Here is a 17,172-nt window from a genome sequence, read left to right on the forward strand (position 1 = left end):
TGGTGCACCCGACTGGATTCGAACCAGTGGCCTCTGCCTTCGGAGGGCAGCTTTCAACATAGCTATTTACCTACCTTTTCTGCGGGTTTCAGGCCAGTCTTTTCTTTGGCTTGTACGAAGCCTGTACGAAGGGCCTCTAAAATTTTCGAGTCGCTGTCCTCGGCATGCGTGTAGATCTTGTCGATCATCCCGCCCTTTGCGGACCACCCGCCGACGCTCTCGATCGACTTGGTGTCGACGCCCTGGCGCACGCGCATTTCCTGCCCGAAGCCATGCCTGCCAGCGGAGTGCGGCGGGAGGTGGGGGATCTTTGCTTTCGTGCAGGCCGTGATCCAGCCTTTGCGTGGCCCGTCCTTGCTCGCCCATCCGAACACCCGCTTGTTCTCGGGATAGCGTCGGTCCCAGCCGCGCGGGAACTTGGCCGGCAGCGAACGCAGTTCCGCGACTAACTCGGGCATAAGCTGCACCACGCGATCCTCATGGCCTTTCGCACCGGGAATGATCGCAGTGCCGGCGTCGAGGTCGAGCGCGTCCGGATGCATTGCGACAGCCTGACCGACGCGTGCGCCGGTCGTGAACATGAACAATGCCAGCGCGCCATGCCGCTTCGAAGCCTTCGCACGAAAAGCTATTATCCAAGCCCAATCGCCGGGCACCTTGGGCTTGCGGCTCACCTTGCCGCGGTTGCGATCCTGCCGCACACGTTCGGCCTTGTCGTAACCGGTGATCCGGATCGGCGGGCACCTGCCCAGCTCGTTCGCATTGTTGATGACGGCGCGGGCAGGGGCGATCACCCAGCGGCGCCATGTGTCCGCGGAGTTCTTCGGATAGAGCGACGCGCCCAGATCGCGGATCATCTTCGCGGTGATCTTCTTTATCGGCAGCGAGCCAATCCGCTCCGCGATCGGGATAAGGTGTTTCGCGGTCTCGGTGTTCGCGGGGTACAGCACGACAGCATCGTTAAACGTGAAGTCGCGTTCGTCCGCTTCCTCATGGCCTAGGACCTGGCGGCGCTCTTCCCGCGCCTGCCGTTCTGCGATCCATTCCCGCGCGCCAGCTTCTGTAGATGCGCCAGTGCTTTCGCGGATGTAGTCGGTAACGTCGCGGCCGTTGAACTGGATCCGGCCTTTGACCCACCACGTCTTGCCGCGGGGGTAGGGTTCGAGCGGCATGCGCCATCCTCTAAAATATGATCGATCTGCTCGGGCGTAATCAGCATCGCCTTACCGAGCGTAAAATAGGACCCGGTGCTGCGGGCCTTGGCGCGTAGGGTGCGCTCCGACATTTCGATGTCGCGAGCGGCGAAGTGTTCGCACCATTGCGCCGGCGTTTTGGCTCGTTCGTGAGCGTACGTGATATCACCCACCAGCCGCCTCCTTCCCCCCGACAACCCCCGCCGTCGCCCCCTGCTCAAGGTGCTGGCGGACGTCATGTGCAAGCTGAGTTAGGGCAACGCCGTCGACTGTCCGCATTCCGAGGCCCAGCGCGATCGCTCCCCGCGCAGTCCCGTTCGGCCAGAGCCAGTAGCCCACGCCGAAATTGATCGCGTTCGTAAGACCCCTGCGCTGCACTTCCGTTAGCTTCGCCGCCACGTCTGCAAAAGCCCCCGCCTCGGTGTTGGTGGTCGTCATTGCAGGGCTCCAAACAGGTTCATTCTCAGACGAAGGATTCGCGCGTTCTTTCGCCTTGCCTTACTGTCGGCCGGGTACTTGCGGTCCATGTGCGCGTTCATCTCGGCGTCGGTTTCGAGCGAATGGAGGAAGTCAGCCTCCCATACGGTCACCGGCTTTCTCCAGTGACCAAGCTCCACGACCTCGGCGAACATCTTCCCCCGGAACGCGCCGCACTTTCGGCACCAGCCCGCTCCATTGAGGTAGATTGATCGCCCTGGACGCTGACGGCCCCACAGGTGGCGACACGAAAATTCGCTTTCGAATTGTGCGAACGCCTTCACCTCGGCGTCGGCGATCGTCGGACCTTCGCCGCGGATGAATGTGCCGGTCGGGAATGCCTCGAAAAACGGGGTGCTTGGGATAATGCCGTGGCCCCACTGGACCGTGCAATCATCCGGCCACGCGCAAGTCGGCGTGTACTGGACGTTCCCCGTCAGCAGTCCCGACAGCTTATGTTCTGCAGTCCCTGCCTGATGATGGCTTGCGATCCTCATCTTCCAGCCCCTTCGTGTTGCGAGCGTGAGGTGGCGAGAGCGTCAGTGAAAGCGGACATTCCACCGCCACCGGGGCTAAAGAACCGCGTGAGAGCTTCCCGGCTCAACACGGCTTTTGCGCGCTCCAAGTCGGCAGGATCGTCAGTGCGGAACGTGGCGATCGGCTTGAGGCCATCCGGGAACGCTGCTGCATAGGCCACGTCGCCCAATCCGCCCGTCAATGGTGTCGTGCAGGCCAGATCGGCTATGGTGCCGATCCGCTCGACCAACGCCACGCGTCGCGCCTCCCCCGCAACCGGCACCGCTTGCTGTTCTGATGTCGTCACTGGCCAGTCCCTCGCGTCCAAGCGCTTTCGCGAGCCTCAACGATGGCCGGATCCGCTGCGATGTTGAGCACGTTCGCAGCTTTGTCCGCAGCCTCGATCGCTTCGGGTGTGGTGGCTGTATCGAACATGGCGACGGTATCCGCGGTATCCGTGTTTGCCGGGGTGAGCTCGGCTTTGCGTTGTTCCATGATCGTCTGGAGCTTGTCGCGGAACGGTCGCATGTTCTTGTGCAGCCAGATCGTCTTCAGCTCGTCGGGAGTCTCAGCAGTGCGGATAGCGTGTTCGGCACCCTCGATCGTCGGCTCGTCGGATGCTGGCGCGACAACCTTCAACGGCTGCACGGTCGTCATCTTACGACTGCCCTTCTTCTCCTGAAGCGCGATCACGAGAGGCGCGGCAATGTCGGACATGCGCGAGACACGAATACCGCCGACCTTCATGCCGCCCCAGGTCACGCCGGGGTCGGTGTAGAGCTCGATCGACCGACCGCGGTATGCGTTGGCATCGGCTCCCCATGCAGCAACGAGGATGCGGCTGACGGTCTTGCAGGGGCGAAAGACTTTGTCCGAGCCGGCAAGCTTGATCGATACCGGCTGTTCGGTTCCAGGCTTGATCGACACGTCCTCGATCGTGAAGGTGCGGGCGCCTCCTGCGAAGTCGTCGGCATTCCACTGGTCGCTCTTGGCAACGATGACGGATGACATATCCATTAGATGACTTCCCTATAAAAAGAGCCGTGATTTTGTTTGGCGAAAGTTCGATACGCCTCTGCCGCAGCCTCGGGCGTGGGGTGCCTGCCAAGAAAATGGCTGCGCCCTTTCAAGGTCGCGCTAGCCAGCCAGCGGCGATTTTCTTTGTCCCACGTCACGCCCTTAAATCCTGACGTGTTGTGCTTACGTTTCCCGACGTTGCATTTGTTTTCGCCATCGGTTGCAAGTCTAAGATTGCAGAGACGGTTATCGGATTTGCAGCCGTTGATATGGTCAATGAAACGGTCGGGAAGTTCGCCGTATACGATCCACCAGATCAACCGGTGCGCCACGTATTCTCGACCATTAAAGCCGATCTTCGTGTAGCCATCGTGATCCTTTTTCGAACCAACTACCCGGCGATGCCCGCCCTTAAACAGACGTGTCAGAACGCCGGCCTCTGGGTCATAGTGAAATGCGTCCTCTAGGCGTTCTGGCGCGCGAGCGGTCACAGGTGCATCTCCTGCTCGACGACACGCTCGGTGGGCACCCAACGCAGATCGCCAGCCTCAAGCCGCTTGTGGTAGGTGCCGATGGCGTCCTGCACGCGCTGTTCGAAGTCGCGGCCGGCCGCGATGATCGCGGTTTGCATGGCGTCGTTAGGTTCAACCCGGATCACAGCCATCGGCATGCCACCCGAGTACGACACGTAATCAATCCAGTTGCGTTCGGTGACGACCAGCCCGGATTGCAGCTGCAGGACATGCTCGTCAGGCGTGCCGTCGACGATCGTCTGCACCTGGAACCGTTGGCGGCGTGACTTGGCTTCCGCCTGGCCATCGTCGCCGACCAGCCAATCGGGCGAATACCCGAGCGTGAAACCGTGCAGGCTGTTCGTGATGAACCCGCACTCTGAAACCGTGCCGAACATCTCCGAATAGGCAAGCCGCGCACGGATCTCGTCCTCGTGGCCGCGCAACATTTCATCCCCGATGTAGGTCGGCTCGACATGCTGCGTGATCCGTTGCGCCGCGATCTCCCAAACGTGAGCACGGGTCTTGTCATTGTTCGCCATCTTGAGCGTAGGGGTCAGGATCAGCTTGACCTCGCTGCAAGTGAGCAACCCGCATCTGGCTTGAAGCCACGCTTCCGAGCCCTGCTCATACTCGGCATGGCAAACGATGTGCGGCTTCCCGATCGGCGAGTAGCTGGTGAATGCTGCGGGCGCGTTCAACGGACGTTCTCCACACGAGGAAGGGGAGCGGCGCGCGGGCCAGCAGAAACGAGAGTCCGACGCGGCCAAACAGCGGTGACGTAAGCCCCTTGAAAGACCAGCTTGCCGACCGACGTCGGGATCGCGCACCACGTCTGTTTGCACGCGGCCTCGATCGTCCGCTCGCTGGTGACGGCGCTGCGAATGGCGTCGTAGGCTTCGGGCAGCGTTGCCCGGGTGTTGATGTGCGCCTGGTAGGAAAGGGCTGCGGCTAGGGTGATGATCACGAAAGCAAACTCCCGAACAATGCAGCGAAAAAGGTCACGCCCATGATGGCGAAACAGGCGGTGCGAAGGGGGGTGGCGAACTCGGGCTCGACGGCGATTGGCATCAGGGCGATGTCGCGGTCGCGGATCGACAGGGCGGAGGGGTGCTGCCAGATCATGCGTCACCTGCGCGGGCGAGCGTGGCGGCGCGACGGAGGGCGGCGACCACCTCGGGCTGGGTGCGCTCGGGGGAGTCGTTCCAGCTTACGATCGACTGCCGACCGATCACCTTTCGCAGCGTGCTGAATATTACCGTCTCGTCTAGATCTTGGTCGGTACCGGCAGCGCGATCAATGGCACCCATTGCGCAAAAGCATTCTATGCCGTTCCGCTCCCCGACAAATGAGCCGCGTATCCAAGCACCTTCCGGCTCGATCAGATCAGCCGCGCGCTCCAGCACGTCAGCAACACAGAGTGGTGTATCGGTCAGCATGGGGTGGGCTCCTGGGTGCGGGCGCGGAGCATGGCGTCGGCGTACCGATAGGCGTTGCTCGCGCTCGACTGGCGTGGGTCGGGTTCCCAACTGTCTTGATTGGAAACAGCGTGGTTGGAGAGCAAACCGGCGAGCGCTTGACCGGCGAACCAGTCGCGCAAAGTCATGCCAGGCGAGCCTTCGCTGATACCGAACCCGTCGTGCGTGCGAACATCGGGGATCGGGAATGCGGGTGGGTTTTCCATGTTAAATATACCCCAGCTTTGCCAACGCAGCATCACGGTGCGCGTCGAAGGAAAGGTCGATCATCGCCTGCCCAGCAGCACGACGAGTGGCGTAGGTCGGGTCCGACAGCGCCGCCTCGATGCTGGCGATCAGCACGGATGCGTCCTCGTAGTCGTCAGGGTTTGCGAAACGCTGCGGGGTGGCGGTGAAGAAGGCGGTCACGAGAACGCCTCGTCACTGAACGGGTGAACGCTCTCCAGATAATCGGCATAGGAACCCGGCTCGTTGTACCCGAGTGCTCGAAGGCTACCGGCGGCGTGCTCCTGAGGGGCGCCGCGTCCAGTCCGCTGTGTCTGCTTGATTGCCTTGCAGGACTTGGAGCAGAACTTGCCCCAGCCGCGCTTACGATCGGCGACCCGCGCCATGAACGGCTGCTTGCAACGCTGACACTTCACCTCGACGGTTGCGGCGTTGATGGGATGCGCGTGCGTCACGAATACTTCTCCACTTCGCAGTCAGCCTCTTCGATCGCGGCAAGGGCACGCGAGAGGGCTTCGGTGATGGGGGACTCAGCGGGTTGCGCCTGCTCTTTCAGCGCGGCCTCGACGGCGAAGTACGCGCGGCCGAGGTCAGGGTTTGCCCAACCGGTCGGGGCGAACGAGGCGATTGCTGCAGCGCTCACGACCCGAAACCCCAGAACCGCGCGCTACGGATAGCGTCACGCGAGTTGCGATCGATCCGGGCCAGCCGTTCGCGCTCCTGGAACTGCACGATGTGGCGCACAGGCTCGCGGTGGAAATACATCGCCTCGCTGGCGGGGAGCATGGCGCTCACGACCGCACACCCAACGCCAGCTCAGCTTCATCCCGAATGTCGATCAGGATCATGTCGATGCCGCGGTCGATCTCGTCGGCGCCGTAGCTGTACGAGAACTCGCCGGTCAGGAGCCGGATCAGCTCGATCTGCTGGAGAGGGGGAAGGGCCAGCGCGGCTTGCGTCACTACCGACATGGGTAGGTCGTGCTGCGGGGCGGGGAAGCGGATGATGTTGGCGGGGGCGTTCATGCGACCGACTCCCATGCACGCGTCATCAGCGCCTTCATGGCGTCCGGCAGCGCGTCAGCAGCAGCCTTCACGACTGGGTCCTCGCTAGCGAGCGCGGCGGTGACGAGCGGCGTAAAGGGAAGGTTCTCGACGTGGTACTTGAAATCACAGCCAAGAGCCTCGCGCAGATTCTCCAGTGCCTCTGTGTTGTTCGGCGCTTCCTCGCCGTCCTCGCCTTCGACGGCCTCCCGAACTTTCGCGACAATGTTCGAGGCATGGTACTGCGTGTTCCAGACGCCGTTCTTGAACGCGTCCCACTTGCCTTCGTCCAGCGTCAGATCGGCGAAGTGGCGAGCGTTCAGGACTTCCGGCTTCTCAGCGGCCTCGGTGTTCTTTTCAGCCGCCTTGCTATCCGCGATAGCCTGCGCTTCCGCTTCGGTCCGCCACGCTTCGCTCTCGCGAACGATCCACGACGAACTGCCGCTGATGCTGGAGCGATATTTGACGGCTTGGCCTACGTGCAATTCCATGCCGGTAAGCGTGCGAGCGAGTGCCTTGCCAGCCCAATGCTCAACGTCGAGCGAGGGAAGGTCTCGGTTACCGTAGTAGCTCTTAGAGCAGCGCGGGCAGTCGGTTGTGAACTCGCCGCCAGCAGGCGAGAGGACCGCCCACTTCTTCGCGCCCAAGCAATCGGGGCACGGCAGCTTCTCAGTCTGACGCTCGACGCTTGCAACGTAAACAGTCTCACCGATCGCGAACATCGGCGTCGGTGCGGTAATGGTCTGGGACATAACGCCTCCAAATCGACGCGACCGAATGTCGCTGTCGTTGGAGGTGTTATGTGGGACGCATCCTACGGCGTCAAGCGCTAAATGTGGGACCTATCCCACTTTCCTCAATCGTCGTCCCAGACCGGGTCCGGCCAAAAGCCATCTGCGCCTGGTTCGGGCGCGTGTGGCTTCGGAGCGGGAAGCACCGGCTCTTCACTGTCGAATGCCACGCGGATCCAGCCGACCTTAGGCTCTAGCGCTTGGAAAATGGCTGCGGCCTCGTGACCCTGTCGACGCAGGGTGCCGATAAGCACGGCGCGCTCGGAGGCGAGGTAGCCGAGCTGAATACCGCGGCAGGAGAACACGGCTATGGCGTGCTCGTCGTGCGGGTTGTTCGGTTCTGGCCGCAGCTCGATCGGCTCGCCGGGGCGGCATATCTCAAGCTCGAAGCGGCGGGCCGGGCCGCGCTTGTTCGGGTAATCTATGCCGACGATAGCTAGGCTAAGAGGCCTCACCCCAATTTAGAAACTGCCGTTGCGACGACAACTAGAGCAGCGACCAGCCCAAGGTATATCTGCATCTTCAGCAACAGCTTATCGCCCAGAGTCGTCAAATCGGTTTTTGTCGCGACGGTTGCCTTAAGCACGGCGACGTCAGTTTTAATATCACTGACGTTAGGCTCGATCTTGCCTAAACGCGTATCCAAACTGGTAAGGCGAGTCTCAACGCTGTTCTGCCACGGGTCCATAGGCCCTGATGTGCTCCCTCCATCGTCGCCATGCAAGGGACCAGCCTTCCCACCTCTAGGAAACGTGTAGACTTTGCCATACTCAGCCATTCGGAACCGCGCCTTTACCCTCTAACAGGGTTTTCAATTCATCTGCAAAGCTTAGCCCCAATTCCATTGCCGCAAACTGCCTATAGAATCCGCACTGGGTACACACTGTCGACACGACAGGGAGGCCAGCTGCGGCTTGACCTGGGTAAACACCAAAGGTCGCGACGCCGATTCTATTGACCACCTCCGAGGGAACCTTGCCGCAATTCGGGCAGGGGTCGGAAGGGTCCTTAGCTCTTTGATTGATAGCATTAGCTACCTCGGTCACTTCTTCGTCAGAAAGTATGCCGGTAGGTGCCGGCATTATGCTTCCCGCCCTATCCAAATCACCCGGCCAAGAATGATCAAGTCGCCAGCGTCTACCTCCCGATTCCCTGCGATCGGGTTATCGGAGCGCACCTCGACCTTGCCCTTGCCGATAGCCTTTAGCCGTTTGACCGCACCGGCGCCGTAGACGCTGCATGCCCATATCTTATCGTCCAGGTTCAGTGTGCGCTGCGTCGTGTCGATCAGCACCCAGTCACCGTTCAGCAACGTCGGGAACATGCTGTCGCCGCGCGGACGCACGACGATGACCCGAGCGGCAGGCGATCGTGTGATCGAGCGCAGCAGGTTCAAATCGAACTCGACCGATTCCTCGTCGGCCCAGTCGTCGAGGTTCCCGCCGTCGCCCATCGCCAGGTTTAGGTCGACGACTTTGAGGCTGACGGTGCCGTCATCGGCTTTGCGCATCGGCGGTTGATCAGGCTCTTGTCGGGGTTGCGCCGCTGGAGCCGTCCGCGGAAAAACGATGCCCACAAGCTGCTCTTCCCGCAATCCAAGCACACGCTCAATCGCTCTCAACGTATCAACGCCCGGCTTTTTACTTTTGCCGCGCTCGATATCCCAAAGCGGCTTACCGGTCGTGTTGAGCTCCTTCTTGAGAAGCTGATCGTTCGCGTCACGCGTCCGTCCGGACGCCGCAACAGCATCTCGGATAGCTATCTGCAACGGGGTTGAACTGTCGTCATTCATGTGGGTTTCATCCCACAAATGTAGATCGACGGGAATGCTGGGACGAGTCCCACAGTTATTGCTTGACGGTGGGACGCATCCTACACTACGTTCCTGTTCATGCAGACCGAAACCCTCCCGCTGGTCGACGCAATCTCGACCTTCATCGAAGATCACGAGATGTCGCCGTTCACGTTTGGCCGAAAGGCTCTGCGCGACCCCCATTTCGTCAACCAGCTGCAGAAGGGCAGGCGGGTCTGGCCTGAGACCGAGGCCAAAGTGCGCGACTTCATGGCGTCCTACCAGCCCACCGACGTGCAGGCTGCGGCATGAAGCGCCTTAGCACCCCCACCAAGGCCACAATCCTCGAGTCCACCCCCATCGTCTGCGCCATCCGCAACGGTCCCATGATCAACCTGCACACCTCGCCGACTGAGCGGGTTGCTGTTCGGGTGTTTGGGAAGTGAGTGGGCAGGGTGCCTACTACAACGAGATCGACCCCTTCGCTGCGGCATGGCTGCGCGAACTCATAGCCGCTGGTCACATTGCACCCGGCATCGTCGATGAAAGGGATATCCGCGATGTTAGACCAGATGAGCTTTCTGGATATGTTCAGTGCCATTTCTTCGCCGGAATTGGAGTGTGGTCCTACGCCCTGCGCCGCGCCGGTTGGCCCGACGATCGACCGGTCTGGACCGGTTCCTGCCCATGCCAACCTTTCAGCGCGGCAGGCAAAGGAGGCGGGTTTGGTGACGAGCGGCACCTTTGGCCCGCTTGGCAGTGGCTCGTCGAGCAGTGCGGCCCTGTCGACATCATTGGCGAGCAGGTTGCGAGCAGCAACGTCGATCCTTGGCTCGACCTTGTACAAGCTGACGTGGAAGGAATGGGTTACGCCTTCGGGTGTACGCCGCTCCCGGCTGCGGGCTTCGGCTCTCCGAACATCCGCGACCGAGCGTTCTGGACGGCCCACGCCGATGGCGAAACAGGCAGGGCCGGACTTCGCGGTAGTGAACCGGCCAGGCTCGGGGTCGATGTTACTTCCTGCGGTCGCGACGCTCGCGGGGTGGCCGACGCCTCGTACGGAGGATGGGGAATCCTCGGGGGCTCGATGGGGCCGGGGCACGTTCGACACCCTGACCGCAATGGCGACACACCTAGCGGGCTGGCACACGCCAGTGGTTCGCGACCATCGGAACTCAGCGGGCAACGGGACGAACCCACGCGACCTGCCGCGCTCGGCTCCACTTGCGGGCTGGTCGACACCAGCAGCTTCGGACGGCGAACGGGCGGGTACGGGCATAACTCCGGGGATGACCGGCCAATCGCTGACGCAATCCGCGAAAATGACAGGTCCGCACCGACTAACGGCTTCTGGAGAGATGCTGACTGGCTCGGATGCCGAGATGGAAAGTGGCGGCCAGTTGAACCCGGCACATTCCCGCTGGCTCATGGGGCTCCCGCCCGTGTGGGACGACTGCGCGGTTACGGCAATGCAATTAATGCCGAAGTCGCGACGGGGTTCATCGAAGCCGTAATCGGTCATCTCGATGGCACTCCGGTGCAGGCCATCGCAGCATGAACACCCTCACCACCATCCTCGCCATCTGGCTCCCCGCCAGCGTGATCACCGGTTTCGTACTGGGCCCGATCCTCGCGCGGTCCACCCCAAGCCCCTGCGAACGCGACGCTCAGGATGGGCGCGGTGAGGGTGGCGAAGGGGCGATCCGTACAATTCATAGGAGTGCTTCTAAATGACGCAGCACAACAATTCTGCGGACGACGTCGGCATTGTCAGCCCTGATCGCGTCCAATGTGTATTCAAATCGGTTCTACGGGCGGCGCAGCTTGGCGGTTGGACCGACGAAGCGCTCGGTGCCGCGTCCGGTATTAAGCCACGCCGCATTAAGGCCTATCGGGTTGAGGACAAAGAGCCCCCGTTATCGGTGGCCCTCTCGATCGCAGTCGTCATTGGCAAGCCCGCAGTCGCAGCGATCATGGCAACGATCGGTTATTCCGCAACGCCTACCGACGAGCTGGAGGCCGACTGCCCGCTGGAGAGTGCTGTCGCTGCTATGCAGGCGCTCGGCACGTTCATGGGCTTTGCTGCCGATCGTCGTATCGATCATACTGAGGAAGCGCCGGCGACTGCAGCAGCAGACATCATCATTGCTGAGTTCCTGCCGTTCTCCAGCCAGGCGCGCGCATCATGAAGCGCACATGCACAACCTGCGACGTGGTTCTGCATGGTAGCAACCGCTGCGGCGTCTGCTGGGATTGCCAGAACAAGCGCACCTGCAGCGATTGCGGGGACAAGATCAGCTATCGGTCAAAGGGTCGGTGTCAGGCTTGCACCAACGCGATTGTCAACGCGGATCCGGACAAGCGCGCTTCTATGTCAGTCGCGATGAAGCGCTCATATGCGGATCCGGAAGTTCGCGCCCAGCGGCTCGCATCGGTTCGATCCGTAGCAGTTCGCATGATGCAGGATCCTGCTTACGCGGCTCGGTGCAGCCTTCTGGGTCGTACCGTCGGAGCTCGTAATTTCGAGAAGGGTCGCACGGTCGAGGTTGCCCGGAAGCGCGCGCCTGCGGTTAGCGCTGGCAAGCTGGCCCATATCCACCCTGCCTATCGCGAGCTCTACAAGACACTCCGCGGCAAGCATTTCACCGCCGCAGAGTCCTTGCAGATGGTCGAAGATCAGCGGGCAGCAGACGAGCGGAACGCACCGCAGGTCATAGCCGCCAACGAAAACGCGATGGTCGAGAAGCACCGCCGCGAAGTTGCGAGCCGTTACTGATGACCGCCGCCCGTATCGCCCGCGAAGCCGTCCAAGAGGCCGTAAAGGCCGAACCGCTTTGGGTCCGCATCCTCGCGTATCAGTTTCGCTCGGCCATTTCCGACCAGGCTGCGGCTCGGTTGCGGAACCTGCTCAAGTGACCGCCGCGGCCCGCACCAACGTCGTACCGCTGCGTGCGGTGCCGGACATGGACGCTGCGTACCGCGCCGCGGTCAGCATCCACTACCCGAACTGCGACCCTCTTTCGATGGCGACGCGGGTCGAGATCATGGGGCTGCGGGATCGCGCGTCTGCGGCGTTGCGGCGAGCCAATCCCGAGGCACAATTCATTCTCGCCGAGGCTGCACGCATTGCGACGTTGGCATCGCTGTCTAGCGCGGACCCGCAGTCGCTCGCGTTCACCCGGGTCGCGATCGAGTCCCTGATCTTCTCGGCCGACATGATGCGGAGGGCCTACGCATGATCGAGCTCCGCCCGTATCAACAGAACCTGATTGCCGACATTCGCACGCAGTTCCGCAGCATGGACCGCACGGTGCTGGTGCAGCTCGCGACGGGGGGCGGCAAGACCGTCACGTCTGCGTACATGGTCAAGACTGCAGCCGAGCGCGGTCGCCGGTGCTGGTGGGTCGTTCACCGCCGCGAGATCATCCTGCAGGCCAGCCGCACGTTCTGGTCGATGGAGATCCCGCACTCACTGGTCATGGGTGGGTCGATCGGTGATCCCGATGCGATGGTGCAGGTCGGCTCGGTGCAGACCCTTGCGCGCCGGCTCGGCAAGCTTCCTCCGCCCGACCTGATCATCTTCGACGAGTGCCACCACATGGGCGCCGCGCAGTACCAGGCTATCTACGAGGCCTGCCCGCGTGCGCAGATCGTCGGCCTGACCGCCACGCCCTGGCGCCTGGATGGCCGCGGGCTGGGCACATGGTTCGATAGCATGGTGCAGGGGCCATCGGTCGCCGACCTCATGGAGCAGGGTGCGCTGTGCGATTACCAGCTCTACGCGCCGGCGATGTCGACCGACGTGTCGCGCGTCGCCTCGCAGGGCGGCGACTTCAAACGCGACGACCTCGCCAAGATCATGGATAAACCGTCGATCGTCGGCGACGCGGTGTCGCACTATCAGCGGCTCGCAGCAGGCAAGCGCGCGATCGTGTTCGCGGTATCGATCGAGCATAGTCGGAACATCGCTCAGCAGTTCCGCGACGCCGGGATCGCGGCCGCACATGTCGACGGCAGCATGGACAGCGGTGCGCGCGACGCGATCGTATCGGACTTCACCAGCGGCGCGATCACCGTCCTGAGCAACGCTGACCTGTTCGGCGAGGGCTTCGACGTTCCCGCGGTCGAGGCGGTTATCCTGCTGCGTCCGACGCAATCGCTGTCTCTCCACCTTCAACAGATCGGCCGCGGTCTGCGTCCCGCCGAGGGCAAGCCGCACGCGATCATTCTCGACCACGCGGGCAACGCCATGCGTCACGGGCTGCCCGACGACGATCGCGAATGGACCTTGGACGATCGCCCGAAGAAGAAGCGTGGGGAGAAATCCGAGGTGCCGGTCAAGCAATGCCCAAAATGCTTCCTGATCCACGCACCCCAACCTGAGTGCCCCGGCTGCGGCCACACCTACGCGATCCAGAGCCGTGAGATTGAGCAAGTCGAAGGCGAACTCGAGGTAGTCGATCTCGACGCCATCCGCGCGCGCAAGCGTACCGAGCTCAAGTCAGCGCGCACCCTGCAGGATCTGATCGAGCTCGGCCGTCAGCGTCGGTACAAATACCCGTCGCAGTGGGCCGGCCACATCATGCGCCAGCGCCAGCAGTGGGCGGCAGGCGCATGACGCACCACGATCTCGTCAACAAGCTCCTGCTGGCGGTCTCACCGCTCGGTCTCGCGTGGTCGAACAACACCGGCGCGCTCAAGAACGAGGGCCGCATGATCCGGTATGGTCTGCCGGGTTCGGCTGACATCCTCGCCTGCGTCAACGGTCGCATGATCGGCATCGAGGCCAAAGTCGGTCGCGATGCCTGGCGCCCGAAACAACAAGCCTTTGCCGCAGCGCTCAACCGCGCCGGCGGAACATATATTCTCGCACGCTCCACCGATGGCTCCGGTGATGACGCGGTCGCGCTGACATTGGAACAGATCAATGGGTGAGCCGATCCCTCTCAACGCGTGGCGCGGAAACCTGCAGGTCGGGTCGAAGGGTGAGAAGAAAACGCTCTACAACCTCATGCAGTACATGAAGAATGTACCCGGCCTGGGGAAGCAGATCCGTCACAACGAGCTGACCGGGCAGGTCGAATGGTGCGGCGATCCGCTGTGCGATAGCGATTACGTCGACATTCAGACGATGATCGAGCAGGCCGGGTTCTCGCCAAGCAAGACCGACATCCCGGCTGCGGTCGCACGCACGGCTCTGTTCAATAAATACCATCCGGTGCGCGAATATCTCGACGCGCTGAAGTGGGACGGTACGAAGCGGCTCGATCGGTTCCTGCATATTCTGTTCGGCACCGCGGACGGGCCATACGAGCGCGCGGTCGGTGCCAAGTGGATGATCGGTGCCGTTGCCCGCGTCTATCAGCCCGGCTGCAAAATGGACACGATGCTGGTGTTAGAGGGTCCGCAGGGGCTGAAGAAGTCGACCGCACTGCGCACCCTGTTTGGCGCTTCCTACTTCACGGAAATGGTCAACGAGCTGCGCGACCATAAGCGCTTCGTCGAGCAGATCGCTGGCAAGTGGGTCGTCGAGTTCGCGGAGCTCTCCGCGTTGCGCAAGGCTGATGTCGAGCTCGTCAAGGCGATCATCACGATGCAGGTCGACAAGACCCGCCCGTCGTACGGTCGGCATACCGTCGAGTATCCGCGCCAGTGCGTGCTTGCCGCGTCGGTCAACCCGAAGGCGGGGCAGGGGTATCTTACGGACAGCACCGGCAATCGGCGCTTCTGGCCGGTTGCCTGTACGGCGATCGACCTTCCCCGCCTTGAGCGCAAGCGCGACCAGCTATGGGCTGAGGCGCTGACGAGGTTCCGCGATGGCGAGAACTGGTGGTTGAGCGAGGAAGAGTCCTCTCTGGCGATCCGTGAGCAGGATAGCCGCATGCAGGGCGACGTGTGGGAAGACACGGTCGCAAACCACCTGACGCCAGGGTTTGCGTACACCTCGGCGCAGTTGCTGACCGACGCGCTGAAGATGCCGGTCGCCCAACACGATCAACGCGCAAAGGACCGCATTGCCGCGATCATGGACGATCTGGGATGGTCGCAAGTGGTCCGCAAAGAGCGCCAGCCTGACGGCACCCGCCGCAGCGCGAGGCTCTGGAGGATGCCGGAATGACCCGGACTACACCCCCCATCCGCAAGCGTAGTCAATCGGGGACCAAGCGTAGTCACTTGGGACCGATGCGGCCGTTTGACCACACGCCTGACTACGCATTGACCACACTAGGGTGTAGTCAGCAAAAACGGCATATTTCTGCGGCTTTCACCCCCCTGACTACACTGACTACACCCTATTTTATAAATAAAGATATAGAGTGGAATATAGGGGTGGCTGAGGGTGTTTCAGGCCGGCTTCCGATTTCAACTAGGGGTGTAGTCACCCCGGGTGTGGTCACCGCGCCATGAAATTCCCCCTCACCGATTTCATCGTCGCCATGCTGCGTGCGGACCCGTCAGCGATCAGACGCGCGGACCCCACCAAACTAGCCGCCAAGTACGACATCGAGGTCAGCCACGCCGCTGGGTATCTCGCCCACCACTGCGGATCGCCAATGTCCCCCGTTACGAATGAAGGAGCAGGAAGATGAGTGCATATTACCGTTGGAGCGACAACGATCGCCGGCTGGGCCGCTTCATCTATGCTCGCGAGAAGACCTATCGGCCGCTGGCAGTCGAGATCACGTCGAACGGCGACGAGGATGACGAGCAGTTTTCCACGCTCCGTCTCCGCGCGTTTGGCCACACGCTGATTGTCATTCTGCCGCCCATCGTGAAGCCGTGGAAGCGCTGGGTCGATACCAGCGCCGCGCCGTGGTCGAGCAACCCGGCTGGCGGCTATTGGGATATGGGCAAGCGGGAATATGGCTTCTCGGTCACTGAGGGTTATCTGTCGGTTTCGCTAGGCCGCGTCACGAACGACAGCAGCACCGAGCAACGGTGGGGCTATTTCCTGCCTTGGACGCAATGGCGGTTCGTTGGGCATCGCCTTTACGGCATCGATGGCACGCTGTTCGCCAAGCTTCACAACCGCGCCAAGTGGAGGACACCTGAGAGCGACGAGAACGAGCGGTTGCAGGAGGTATGCCCCCGCGCGCTGTTCGAGTTCGACGACTACGACGGCGAGCGCATCACAGCGACGACGAAGATCGAGGAACGTGAATGGGCGTTCGGCGAGCGCTGGTGCAAGTTCCTGTCGCTGTTTCGCCGCAACAAGGTTCGCCGCTCGCTCGACCTCTGGTTCAGCGCTGAGACTGGCAAGCGCAAGGGATCATGGAAGGGCGGCACGCTGGGCCACAGCATCGATATGCTGCCGGGTGAACTGCATGAAGCTGCATTCCGCCGATACTGCGCTGCGCACGGCATGACTTTCGTTGGCGCCACCCCGGCCACCTCCGCATGACGCATCTTTTTGGGTTGGGGGAGTAGGGGGATTATGAGAACCGAAGACATCGCGATCCATTTCGCAGATCAGCTTTGCCGCACCCGTGCATTGACGACCGCCGAGTCCGATATGCTGCGCGTCGTGGTGATGAAGGAACGCCCGCGGATGACGTGGACGCCTGAGGACGACCAGGTCTTGCGCCGGTTGTCGGCCAGCCTTCCGGCGTATGCGGTCGCCGAGCAGATGGGGCGCACACCGTGGGCTATCAGGAACCGGACGCGGCGGTTGAAGCAGAGGGAGTTTGCACGTGGATAAGCGAGAGGTTGGCCGTCCAACATCGTTCAAGCCCGAGTTTGTCGAGCAGGCGCGTAAGCTAGCTTCGCTGGGGGCTACTGATCGGGAGGCGGCGGAGTTTTTTGAGGTCGCGGAGAGCACTCTCTACCTTTGGAAGCATACCCAGCCGGAATTTTCGGAGGCCCTAAAGGTCGGCAAGGAAACAGCCGATGCGCGTGTGGAGCAATCGCTGTACCGTCGTGCACTCGGTTACAGCCACGATGCGGTCAAGATCATGATGGCTGATGGCGTCCCGATCGTAGAACCCTACGTCGAGCATTATCCGCCAGACACCACCGCCGCTATCTTCTGGCTGAAGAACCGCAAGCCCGAGCAGTGGCGCGACAAGACCACTGTGGAGCATGAACTACCGAAGGACATGGGCGCGTGGCTGGGGGAACGCTGAGTCCC

The 17,172-nt window shown here is 62.0% G+C and carries 32 protein-coding genes; 12 read left to right on the forward strand and 20 right to left on the reverse strand.

What is annotated here, in order from left to right; genetic code table 11:
- Window positions 1-62 precede the first annotated feature (62 nt).
- The 20 genes from SJY41_RS21550 to SJY41_RS21645 all read right to left on the reverse strand — a co-directional run bounded on the left by SJY41_RS21550 (window position 63) and on the right by SJY41_RS21645 (window position 9,044).
- Window positions 63-1,172, reverse strand: a complete 1,110-nt coding sequence (locus SJY41_RS21550) for a tyrosine-type recombinase/integrase (protein WP_380783991.1) — start codon at window positions 1,170-1,172, stop codon at window positions 63-65.
- Window positions 1,173-1,358: 186 nt separating this feature from the next.
- Window positions 1,359-1,631 (reverse strand): hypothetical protein, encoded by a 273-nt coding sequence (locus SJY41_RS21555; RefSeq protein WP_380783993.1) that lies wholly within the window; start codon window positions 1,629-1,631, stop codon window positions 1,359-1,361.
- A complete protein-coding gene (locus SJY41_RS21560; RefSeq protein WP_380783995.1) occupies window positions 1,628-2,167 on the reverse strand; it encodes a hypothetical protein in 540 nt (179 codons plus the stop codon). Before SJY41_RS21560 ends, SJY41_RS21555 begins: the two co-directional genes overlap by 4 nt.
- Window positions 2,164-2,493: a hypothetical protein gene (locus SJY41_RS21565; protein ID WP_380778008.1), complete on the reverse strand. Its 330-nt coding sequence runs from the start codon at window positions 2,491-2,493 to the stop codon at window positions 2,164-2,166. Before SJY41_RS21565 ends, SJY41_RS21560 begins: the two co-directional genes overlap by 4 nt.
- On the reverse strand, window positions 2,490-3,203 hold the full coding sequence (locus SJY41_RS21570) for a hypothetical protein (protein WP_380783996.1): 714 nt from the start codon (window positions 3,201-3,203) through the stop codon (window positions 2,490-2,492). The genes SJY41_RS21565 and SJY41_RS21570 overlap by 4 nt, the downstream gene beginning before the upstream one ends.
- A complete protein-coding gene (locus tag SJY41_RS21575) occupies window positions 3,203-3,694 on the reverse strand; it encodes an HNH endonuclease (protein ID WP_380783997.1) in 492 nt (163 codons plus the stop codon). Before SJY41_RS21575 ends, SJY41_RS21570 begins: the two co-directional genes overlap by 1 nt.
- The gene (locus tag SJY41_RS21580; RefSeq protein ID WP_380783998.1) at window positions 3,691-4,416 is read right to left on the reverse strand and encodes a YqaJ viral recombinase family protein; all 726 of its coding nucleotides are present in this window, start codon (window positions 4,414-4,416) and stop codon (window positions 3,691-3,693) included. The genes SJY41_RS21575 and SJY41_RS21580 overlap by 4 nt, the downstream gene beginning before the upstream one ends.
- A complete protein-coding gene (locus SJY41_RS21585) occupies window positions 4,413-4,682 on the reverse strand; it encodes a hypothetical protein (protein ID WP_380778014.1) in 270 nt (89 codons plus the stop codon). Before SJY41_RS21585 ends, SJY41_RS21580 begins: the two co-directional genes overlap by 4 nt.
- Window positions 4,679-4,840 (reverse strand): hypothetical protein, encoded by a 162-nt coding sequence (locus tag SJY41_RS21590; protein WP_380778016.1) that lies wholly within the window; start codon window positions 4,838-4,840, stop codon window positions 4,679-4,681. Before SJY41_RS21590 ends, SJY41_RS21585 begins: the two co-directional genes overlap by 4 nt.
- The gene (locus tag SJY41_RS21595; protein ID WP_380778018.1) at window positions 4,837-5,154 is read right to left on the reverse strand and encodes a hypothetical protein; all 318 of its coding nucleotides are present in this window, start codon (window positions 5,152-5,154) and stop codon (window positions 4,837-4,839) included. The genes SJY41_RS21590 and SJY41_RS21595 overlap by 4 nt, the downstream gene beginning before the upstream one ends.
- Window positions 5,148-5,399 (reverse strand): hypothetical protein, encoded by a 252-nt coding sequence (locus SJY41_RS21600; protein ID WP_380778019.1) that lies wholly within the window; start codon window positions 5,397-5,399, stop codon window positions 5,148-5,150. Before SJY41_RS21600 ends, SJY41_RS21595 begins: the two co-directional genes overlap by 7 nt.
- Window position 5,400: 1 nt before the next feature.
- The gene (locus SJY41_RS21605) at window positions 5,401-5,601 is read right to left on the reverse strand and encodes a hypothetical protein (RefSeq protein ID WP_380778021.1); all 201 of its coding nucleotides are present in this window, start codon (window positions 5,599-5,601) and stop codon (window positions 5,401-5,403) included.
- Window positions 5,598-5,873, reverse strand: coding sequence for a hypothetical protein (locus SJY41_RS21610; protein ID WP_380778023.1), 276 nt, complete (start codon window positions 5,871-5,873; stop codon window positions 5,598-5,600). Before SJY41_RS21610 ends, SJY41_RS21605 begins: the two co-directional genes overlap by 4 nt.
- A complete protein-coding gene (locus tag SJY41_RS21615) occupies window positions 5,870-6,061 on the reverse strand; it encodes a hypothetical protein (RefSeq protein ID WP_380778024.1) in 192 nt (63 codons plus the stop codon). Before SJY41_RS21615 ends, SJY41_RS21610 begins: the two co-directional genes overlap by 4 nt.
- The gene (locus SJY41_RS21620) at window positions 6,058-6,213 is read right to left on the reverse strand and encodes a hypothetical protein (protein WP_380778026.1); all 156 of its coding nucleotides are present in this window, start codon (window positions 6,211-6,213) and stop codon (window positions 6,058-6,060) included. Before SJY41_RS21620 ends, SJY41_RS21615 begins: the two co-directional genes overlap by 4 nt.
- Window positions 6,210-6,443, reverse strand: coding sequence for a hypothetical protein (locus tag SJY41_RS21625; protein ID WP_380778028.1), 234 nt, complete (start codon window positions 6,441-6,443; stop codon window positions 6,210-6,212). The genes SJY41_RS21620 and SJY41_RS21625 overlap by 4 nt, the downstream gene beginning before the upstream one ends.
- Complete coding sequence (locus SJY41_RS21630) at window positions 6,440-7,213, reverse strand: hypothetical protein (RefSeq protein ID WP_380778030.1); 774 nt, start codon at window positions 7,211-7,213, stop codon at window positions 6,440-6,442. The genes SJY41_RS21625 and SJY41_RS21630 overlap by 4 nt, the downstream gene beginning before the upstream one ends.
- A 104-nt stretch (window positions 7,214-7,317) precedes the next feature.
- Window positions 7,318-7,707, reverse strand: a complete 390-nt coding sequence (locus SJY41_RS21635; RefSeq protein WP_380778032.1) for an HIRAN domain-containing protein — start codon at window positions 7,705-7,707, stop codon at window positions 7,318-7,320.
- On the reverse strand, window positions 7,704-8,030 hold the full coding sequence (locus SJY41_RS21640; RefSeq protein WP_380778034.1) for a hypothetical protein: 327 nt from the start codon (window positions 8,028-8,030) through the stop codon (window positions 7,704-7,706). The genes SJY41_RS21635 and SJY41_RS21640 overlap by 4 nt, the downstream gene beginning before the upstream one ends.
- A gap of 303 nt (window positions 8,031-8,333) precedes the next feature.
- Window positions 8,334-9,044 (reverse strand): helix-turn-helix transcriptional regulator, encoded by a 711-nt coding sequence (locus SJY41_RS21645; RefSeq protein ID WP_380778035.1) that lies wholly within the window; start codon window positions 9,042-9,044, stop codon window positions 8,334-8,336.
- Between the two features lie 99 nt (window positions 9,045-9,143).
- Between SJY41_RS21645 and SJY41_RS21650 the strand changes: the two genes are divergently transcribed.
- The 12 genes from SJY41_RS21650 (at window position 9,144) to SJY41_RS21705 (ending at window position 17,167) form a co-directional block, all read left to right on the forward strand.
- The gene (locus SJY41_RS21650) at window positions 9,144-9,356 is read left to right on the forward strand and encodes a hypothetical protein (RefSeq protein ID WP_380783999.1); all 213 of its coding nucleotides are present in this window, start codon (window positions 9,144-9,146) and stop codon (window positions 9,354-9,356) included.
- Between the two features lie 307 nt (window positions 9,357-9,663).
- Complete coding sequence (locus SJY41_RS21655) at window positions 9,664-10,602, forward strand: DNA cytosine methyltransferase (RefSeq protein ID WP_380784019.1); 939 nt, start codon at window positions 9,664-9,666, stop codon at window positions 10,600-10,602.
- Between the two features lie 172 nt (window positions 10,603-10,774).
- Window positions 10,775-11,233: a hypothetical protein gene (locus tag SJY41_RS21660; RefSeq protein WP_380778038.1), complete on the forward strand. Its 459-nt coding sequence runs from the start codon at window positions 10,775-10,777 to the stop codon at window positions 11,231-11,233.
- Window positions 11,234-11,499: 266 nt separating this feature from the next.
- Window positions 11,500-11,820 (forward strand): hypothetical protein, encoded by a 321-nt coding sequence (locus tag SJY41_RS21665; RefSeq protein ID WP_380784000.1) that lies wholly within the window; start codon window positions 11,500-11,502, stop codon window positions 11,818-11,820.
- A complete protein-coding gene (locus SJY41_RS21670; RefSeq protein WP_380784001.1) occupies window positions 11,820-11,960 on the forward strand; it encodes a hypothetical protein in 141 nt (46 codons plus the stop codon). The genes SJY41_RS21665 and SJY41_RS21670 overlap by 1 nt, the downstream gene beginning before the upstream one ends.
- Window positions 11,957-12,283 carry a hypothetical protein gene (locus SJY41_RS21675; protein WP_380778043.1) on the forward strand — a complete coding sequence of 109 codons (327 nt, stop codon included), beginning with the start codon at window positions 11,957-11,959 and terminating at the stop codon, window positions 12,281-12,283. Before SJY41_RS21670 ends, SJY41_RS21675 begins: the two co-directional genes overlap by 4 nt.
- A complete protein-coding gene (locus SJY41_RS21680) occupies window positions 12,280-13,662 on the forward strand; it encodes a DEAD/DEAH box helicase (RefSeq protein WP_380778045.1) in 1,383 nt (460 codons plus the stop codon). The genes SJY41_RS21675 and SJY41_RS21680 overlap by 4 nt, the downstream gene beginning before the upstream one ends.
- Entirely contained in the window at window positions 13,659-13,979 is a 321-nt protein-coding gene (locus SJY41_RS21685; RefSeq protein ID WP_380784002.1) for a hypothetical protein, read from the forward strand. The genes SJY41_RS21680 and SJY41_RS21685 overlap by 4 nt, the downstream gene beginning before the upstream one ends.
- Entirely contained in the window at window positions 13,972-15,162 is a 1,191-nt protein-coding gene (locus tag SJY41_RS21690; RefSeq protein WP_380778048.1) for a VapE domain-containing protein, read from the forward strand. Before SJY41_RS21685 ends, SJY41_RS21690 begins: the two co-directional genes overlap by 8 nt.
- 468 nt (window positions 15,163-15,630) lie before the next feature.
- A complete protein-coding gene (locus SJY41_RS21695; RefSeq protein ID WP_380778050.1) occupies window positions 15,631-16,446 on the forward strand; it encodes a hypothetical protein in 816 nt (271 codons plus the stop codon).
- Window positions 16,447-16,479: 33 nt separating this feature from the next.
- Window positions 16,480-16,743 carry a hypothetical protein gene (locus SJY41_RS21700; protein ID WP_380778051.1) on the forward strand — a complete coding sequence of 88 codons (264 nt, stop codon included), beginning with the start codon at window positions 16,480-16,482 and terminating at the stop codon, window positions 16,741-16,743.
- On the forward strand, window positions 16,736-17,167 hold the full coding sequence (locus tag SJY41_RS21705; RefSeq protein WP_380778053.1) for a helix-turn-helix domain-containing protein: 432 nt from the start codon (window positions 16,736-16,738) through the stop codon (window positions 17,165-17,167). The genes SJY41_RS21700 and SJY41_RS21705 overlap by 8 nt, the downstream gene beginning before the upstream one ends.
- Window positions 17,168-17,172: the final 5 nt, after the last annotated feature.

Origin of the sequence: Sphingomonas sp. R86520 (assembly GCF_042466285.1) — a bacterium.
Lineage (GTDB): Bacteria > Pseudomonadota > Alphaproteobacteria > Sphingomonadales > Sphingomonadaceae > Sphingomonas.

What these genes read in the sequence shown, in the direction of transcription:
- SJY41_RS21640 (WP_380778034.1), bottom strand. Translation starts at nt 8,030, where the DNA reads ATGGCTGAGTATGGCAAAGTCTACACGTTTCCTAGAGGTGGGAAGGCT.
- SJY41_RS21595 (WP_380778018.1), bottom strand. Translation starts at nt 5,154, where the DNA reads ATGCTGACCGATACACCACTCTGTGTTGCTGACGTGCTGGAGCGCGCG.
- SJY41_RS21645 (WP_380778035.1), bottom strand. Translation starts at nt 9,044, where the DNA reads ATGAATGACGACAGTTCAACCCCGTTGCAGATAGCTATCCGAGATGCT.
- SJY41_RS21630 (WP_380778030.1), bottom strand. Translation starts at nt 7,213, where the DNA reads ATGTCCCAGACCATTACCGCACCGACGCCGATGTTCGCGATCGGTGAG.
- SJY41_RS21660 (WP_380778038.1), top strand. Translation starts at nt 10,775, where the DNA reads ATGACGCAGCACAACAATTCTGCGGACGACGTCGGCATTGTCAGCCCT.
- SJY41_RS21665 (WP_380784000.1), top strand. Translation starts at nt 11,500, where the DNA reads ATGATGCAGGATCCTGCTTACGCGGCTCGGTGCAGCCTTCTGGGTCGT.
- SJY41_RS21695 (WP_380778050.1), top strand. Translation starts at nt 15,631, where the DNA reads ATGAGTGCATATTACCGTTGGAGCGACAACGATCGCCGGCTGGGCCGC.
- SJY41_RS21650 (WP_380783999.1), top strand. Translation starts at nt 9,144, where the DNA reads ATGCAGACCGAAACCCTCCCGCTGGTCGACGCAATCTCGACCTTCATC.
- SJY41_RS21700 (WP_380778051.1), top strand. Translation starts at nt 16,480, where the DNA reads ATGAGAACCGAAGACATCGCGATCCATTTCGCAGATCAGCTTTGCCGC.
- SJY41_RS21550 (WP_380783991.1), bottom strand. Translation starts at nt 1,172, where the DNA reads ATGCCGCTCGAACCCTACCCCCGCGGCAAGACGTGGTGGGTCAAAGGC.
- SJY41_RS21670 (WP_380784001.1), top strand. Translation starts at nt 11,820, where the DNA reads ATGACCGCCGCCCGTATCGCCCGCGAAGCCGTCCAAGAGGCCGTAAAG.
- SJY41_RS21555 (WP_380783993.1), bottom strand. Translation starts at nt 1,631, where the DNA reads ATGACGACCACCAACACCGAGGCGGGGGCTTTTGCAGACGTGGCGGCG.
- SJY41_RS21680 (WP_380778045.1), top strand. Translation starts at nt 12,280, where the DNA reads ATGATCGAGCTCCGCCCGTATCAACAGAACCTGATTGCCGACATTCGC.
- SJY41_RS21685 (WP_380784002.1), top strand. Translation starts at nt 13,659, where the DNA reads ATGACGCACCACGATCTCGTCAACAAGCTCCTGCTGGCGGTCTCACCG.
- SJY41_RS21590 (WP_380778016.1), bottom strand. Translation starts at nt 4,840, where the DNA reads ATGATCTGGCAGCACCCCTCCGCCCTGTCGATCCGCGACCGCGACATC.
- SJY41_RS21570 (WP_380783996.1), bottom strand. Translation starts at nt 3,203, where the DNA reads ATGGATATGTCATCCGTCATCGTTGCCAAGAGCGACCAGTGGAATGCC.
- SJY41_RS21625 (WP_380778028.1), bottom strand. Translation starts at nt 6,443, where the DNA reads ATGAACGCCCCCGCCAACATCATCCGCTTCCCCGCCCCGCAGCACGAC.
- SJY41_RS21560 (WP_380783995.1), bottom strand. Translation starts at nt 2,167, where the DNA reads ATGAGGATCGCAAGCCATCATCAGGCAGGGACTGCAGAACATAAGCTG.
- SJY41_RS21690 (WP_380778048.1), top strand. Translation starts at nt 13,972, where the DNA reads ATGGGTGAGCCGATCCCTCTCAACGCGTGGCGCGGAAACCTGCAGGTC.
- SJY41_RS21600 (WP_380778019.1), bottom strand. Translation starts at nt 5,399, where the DNA reads ATGGAAAACCCACCCGCATTCCCGATCCCCGATGTTCGCACGCACGAC.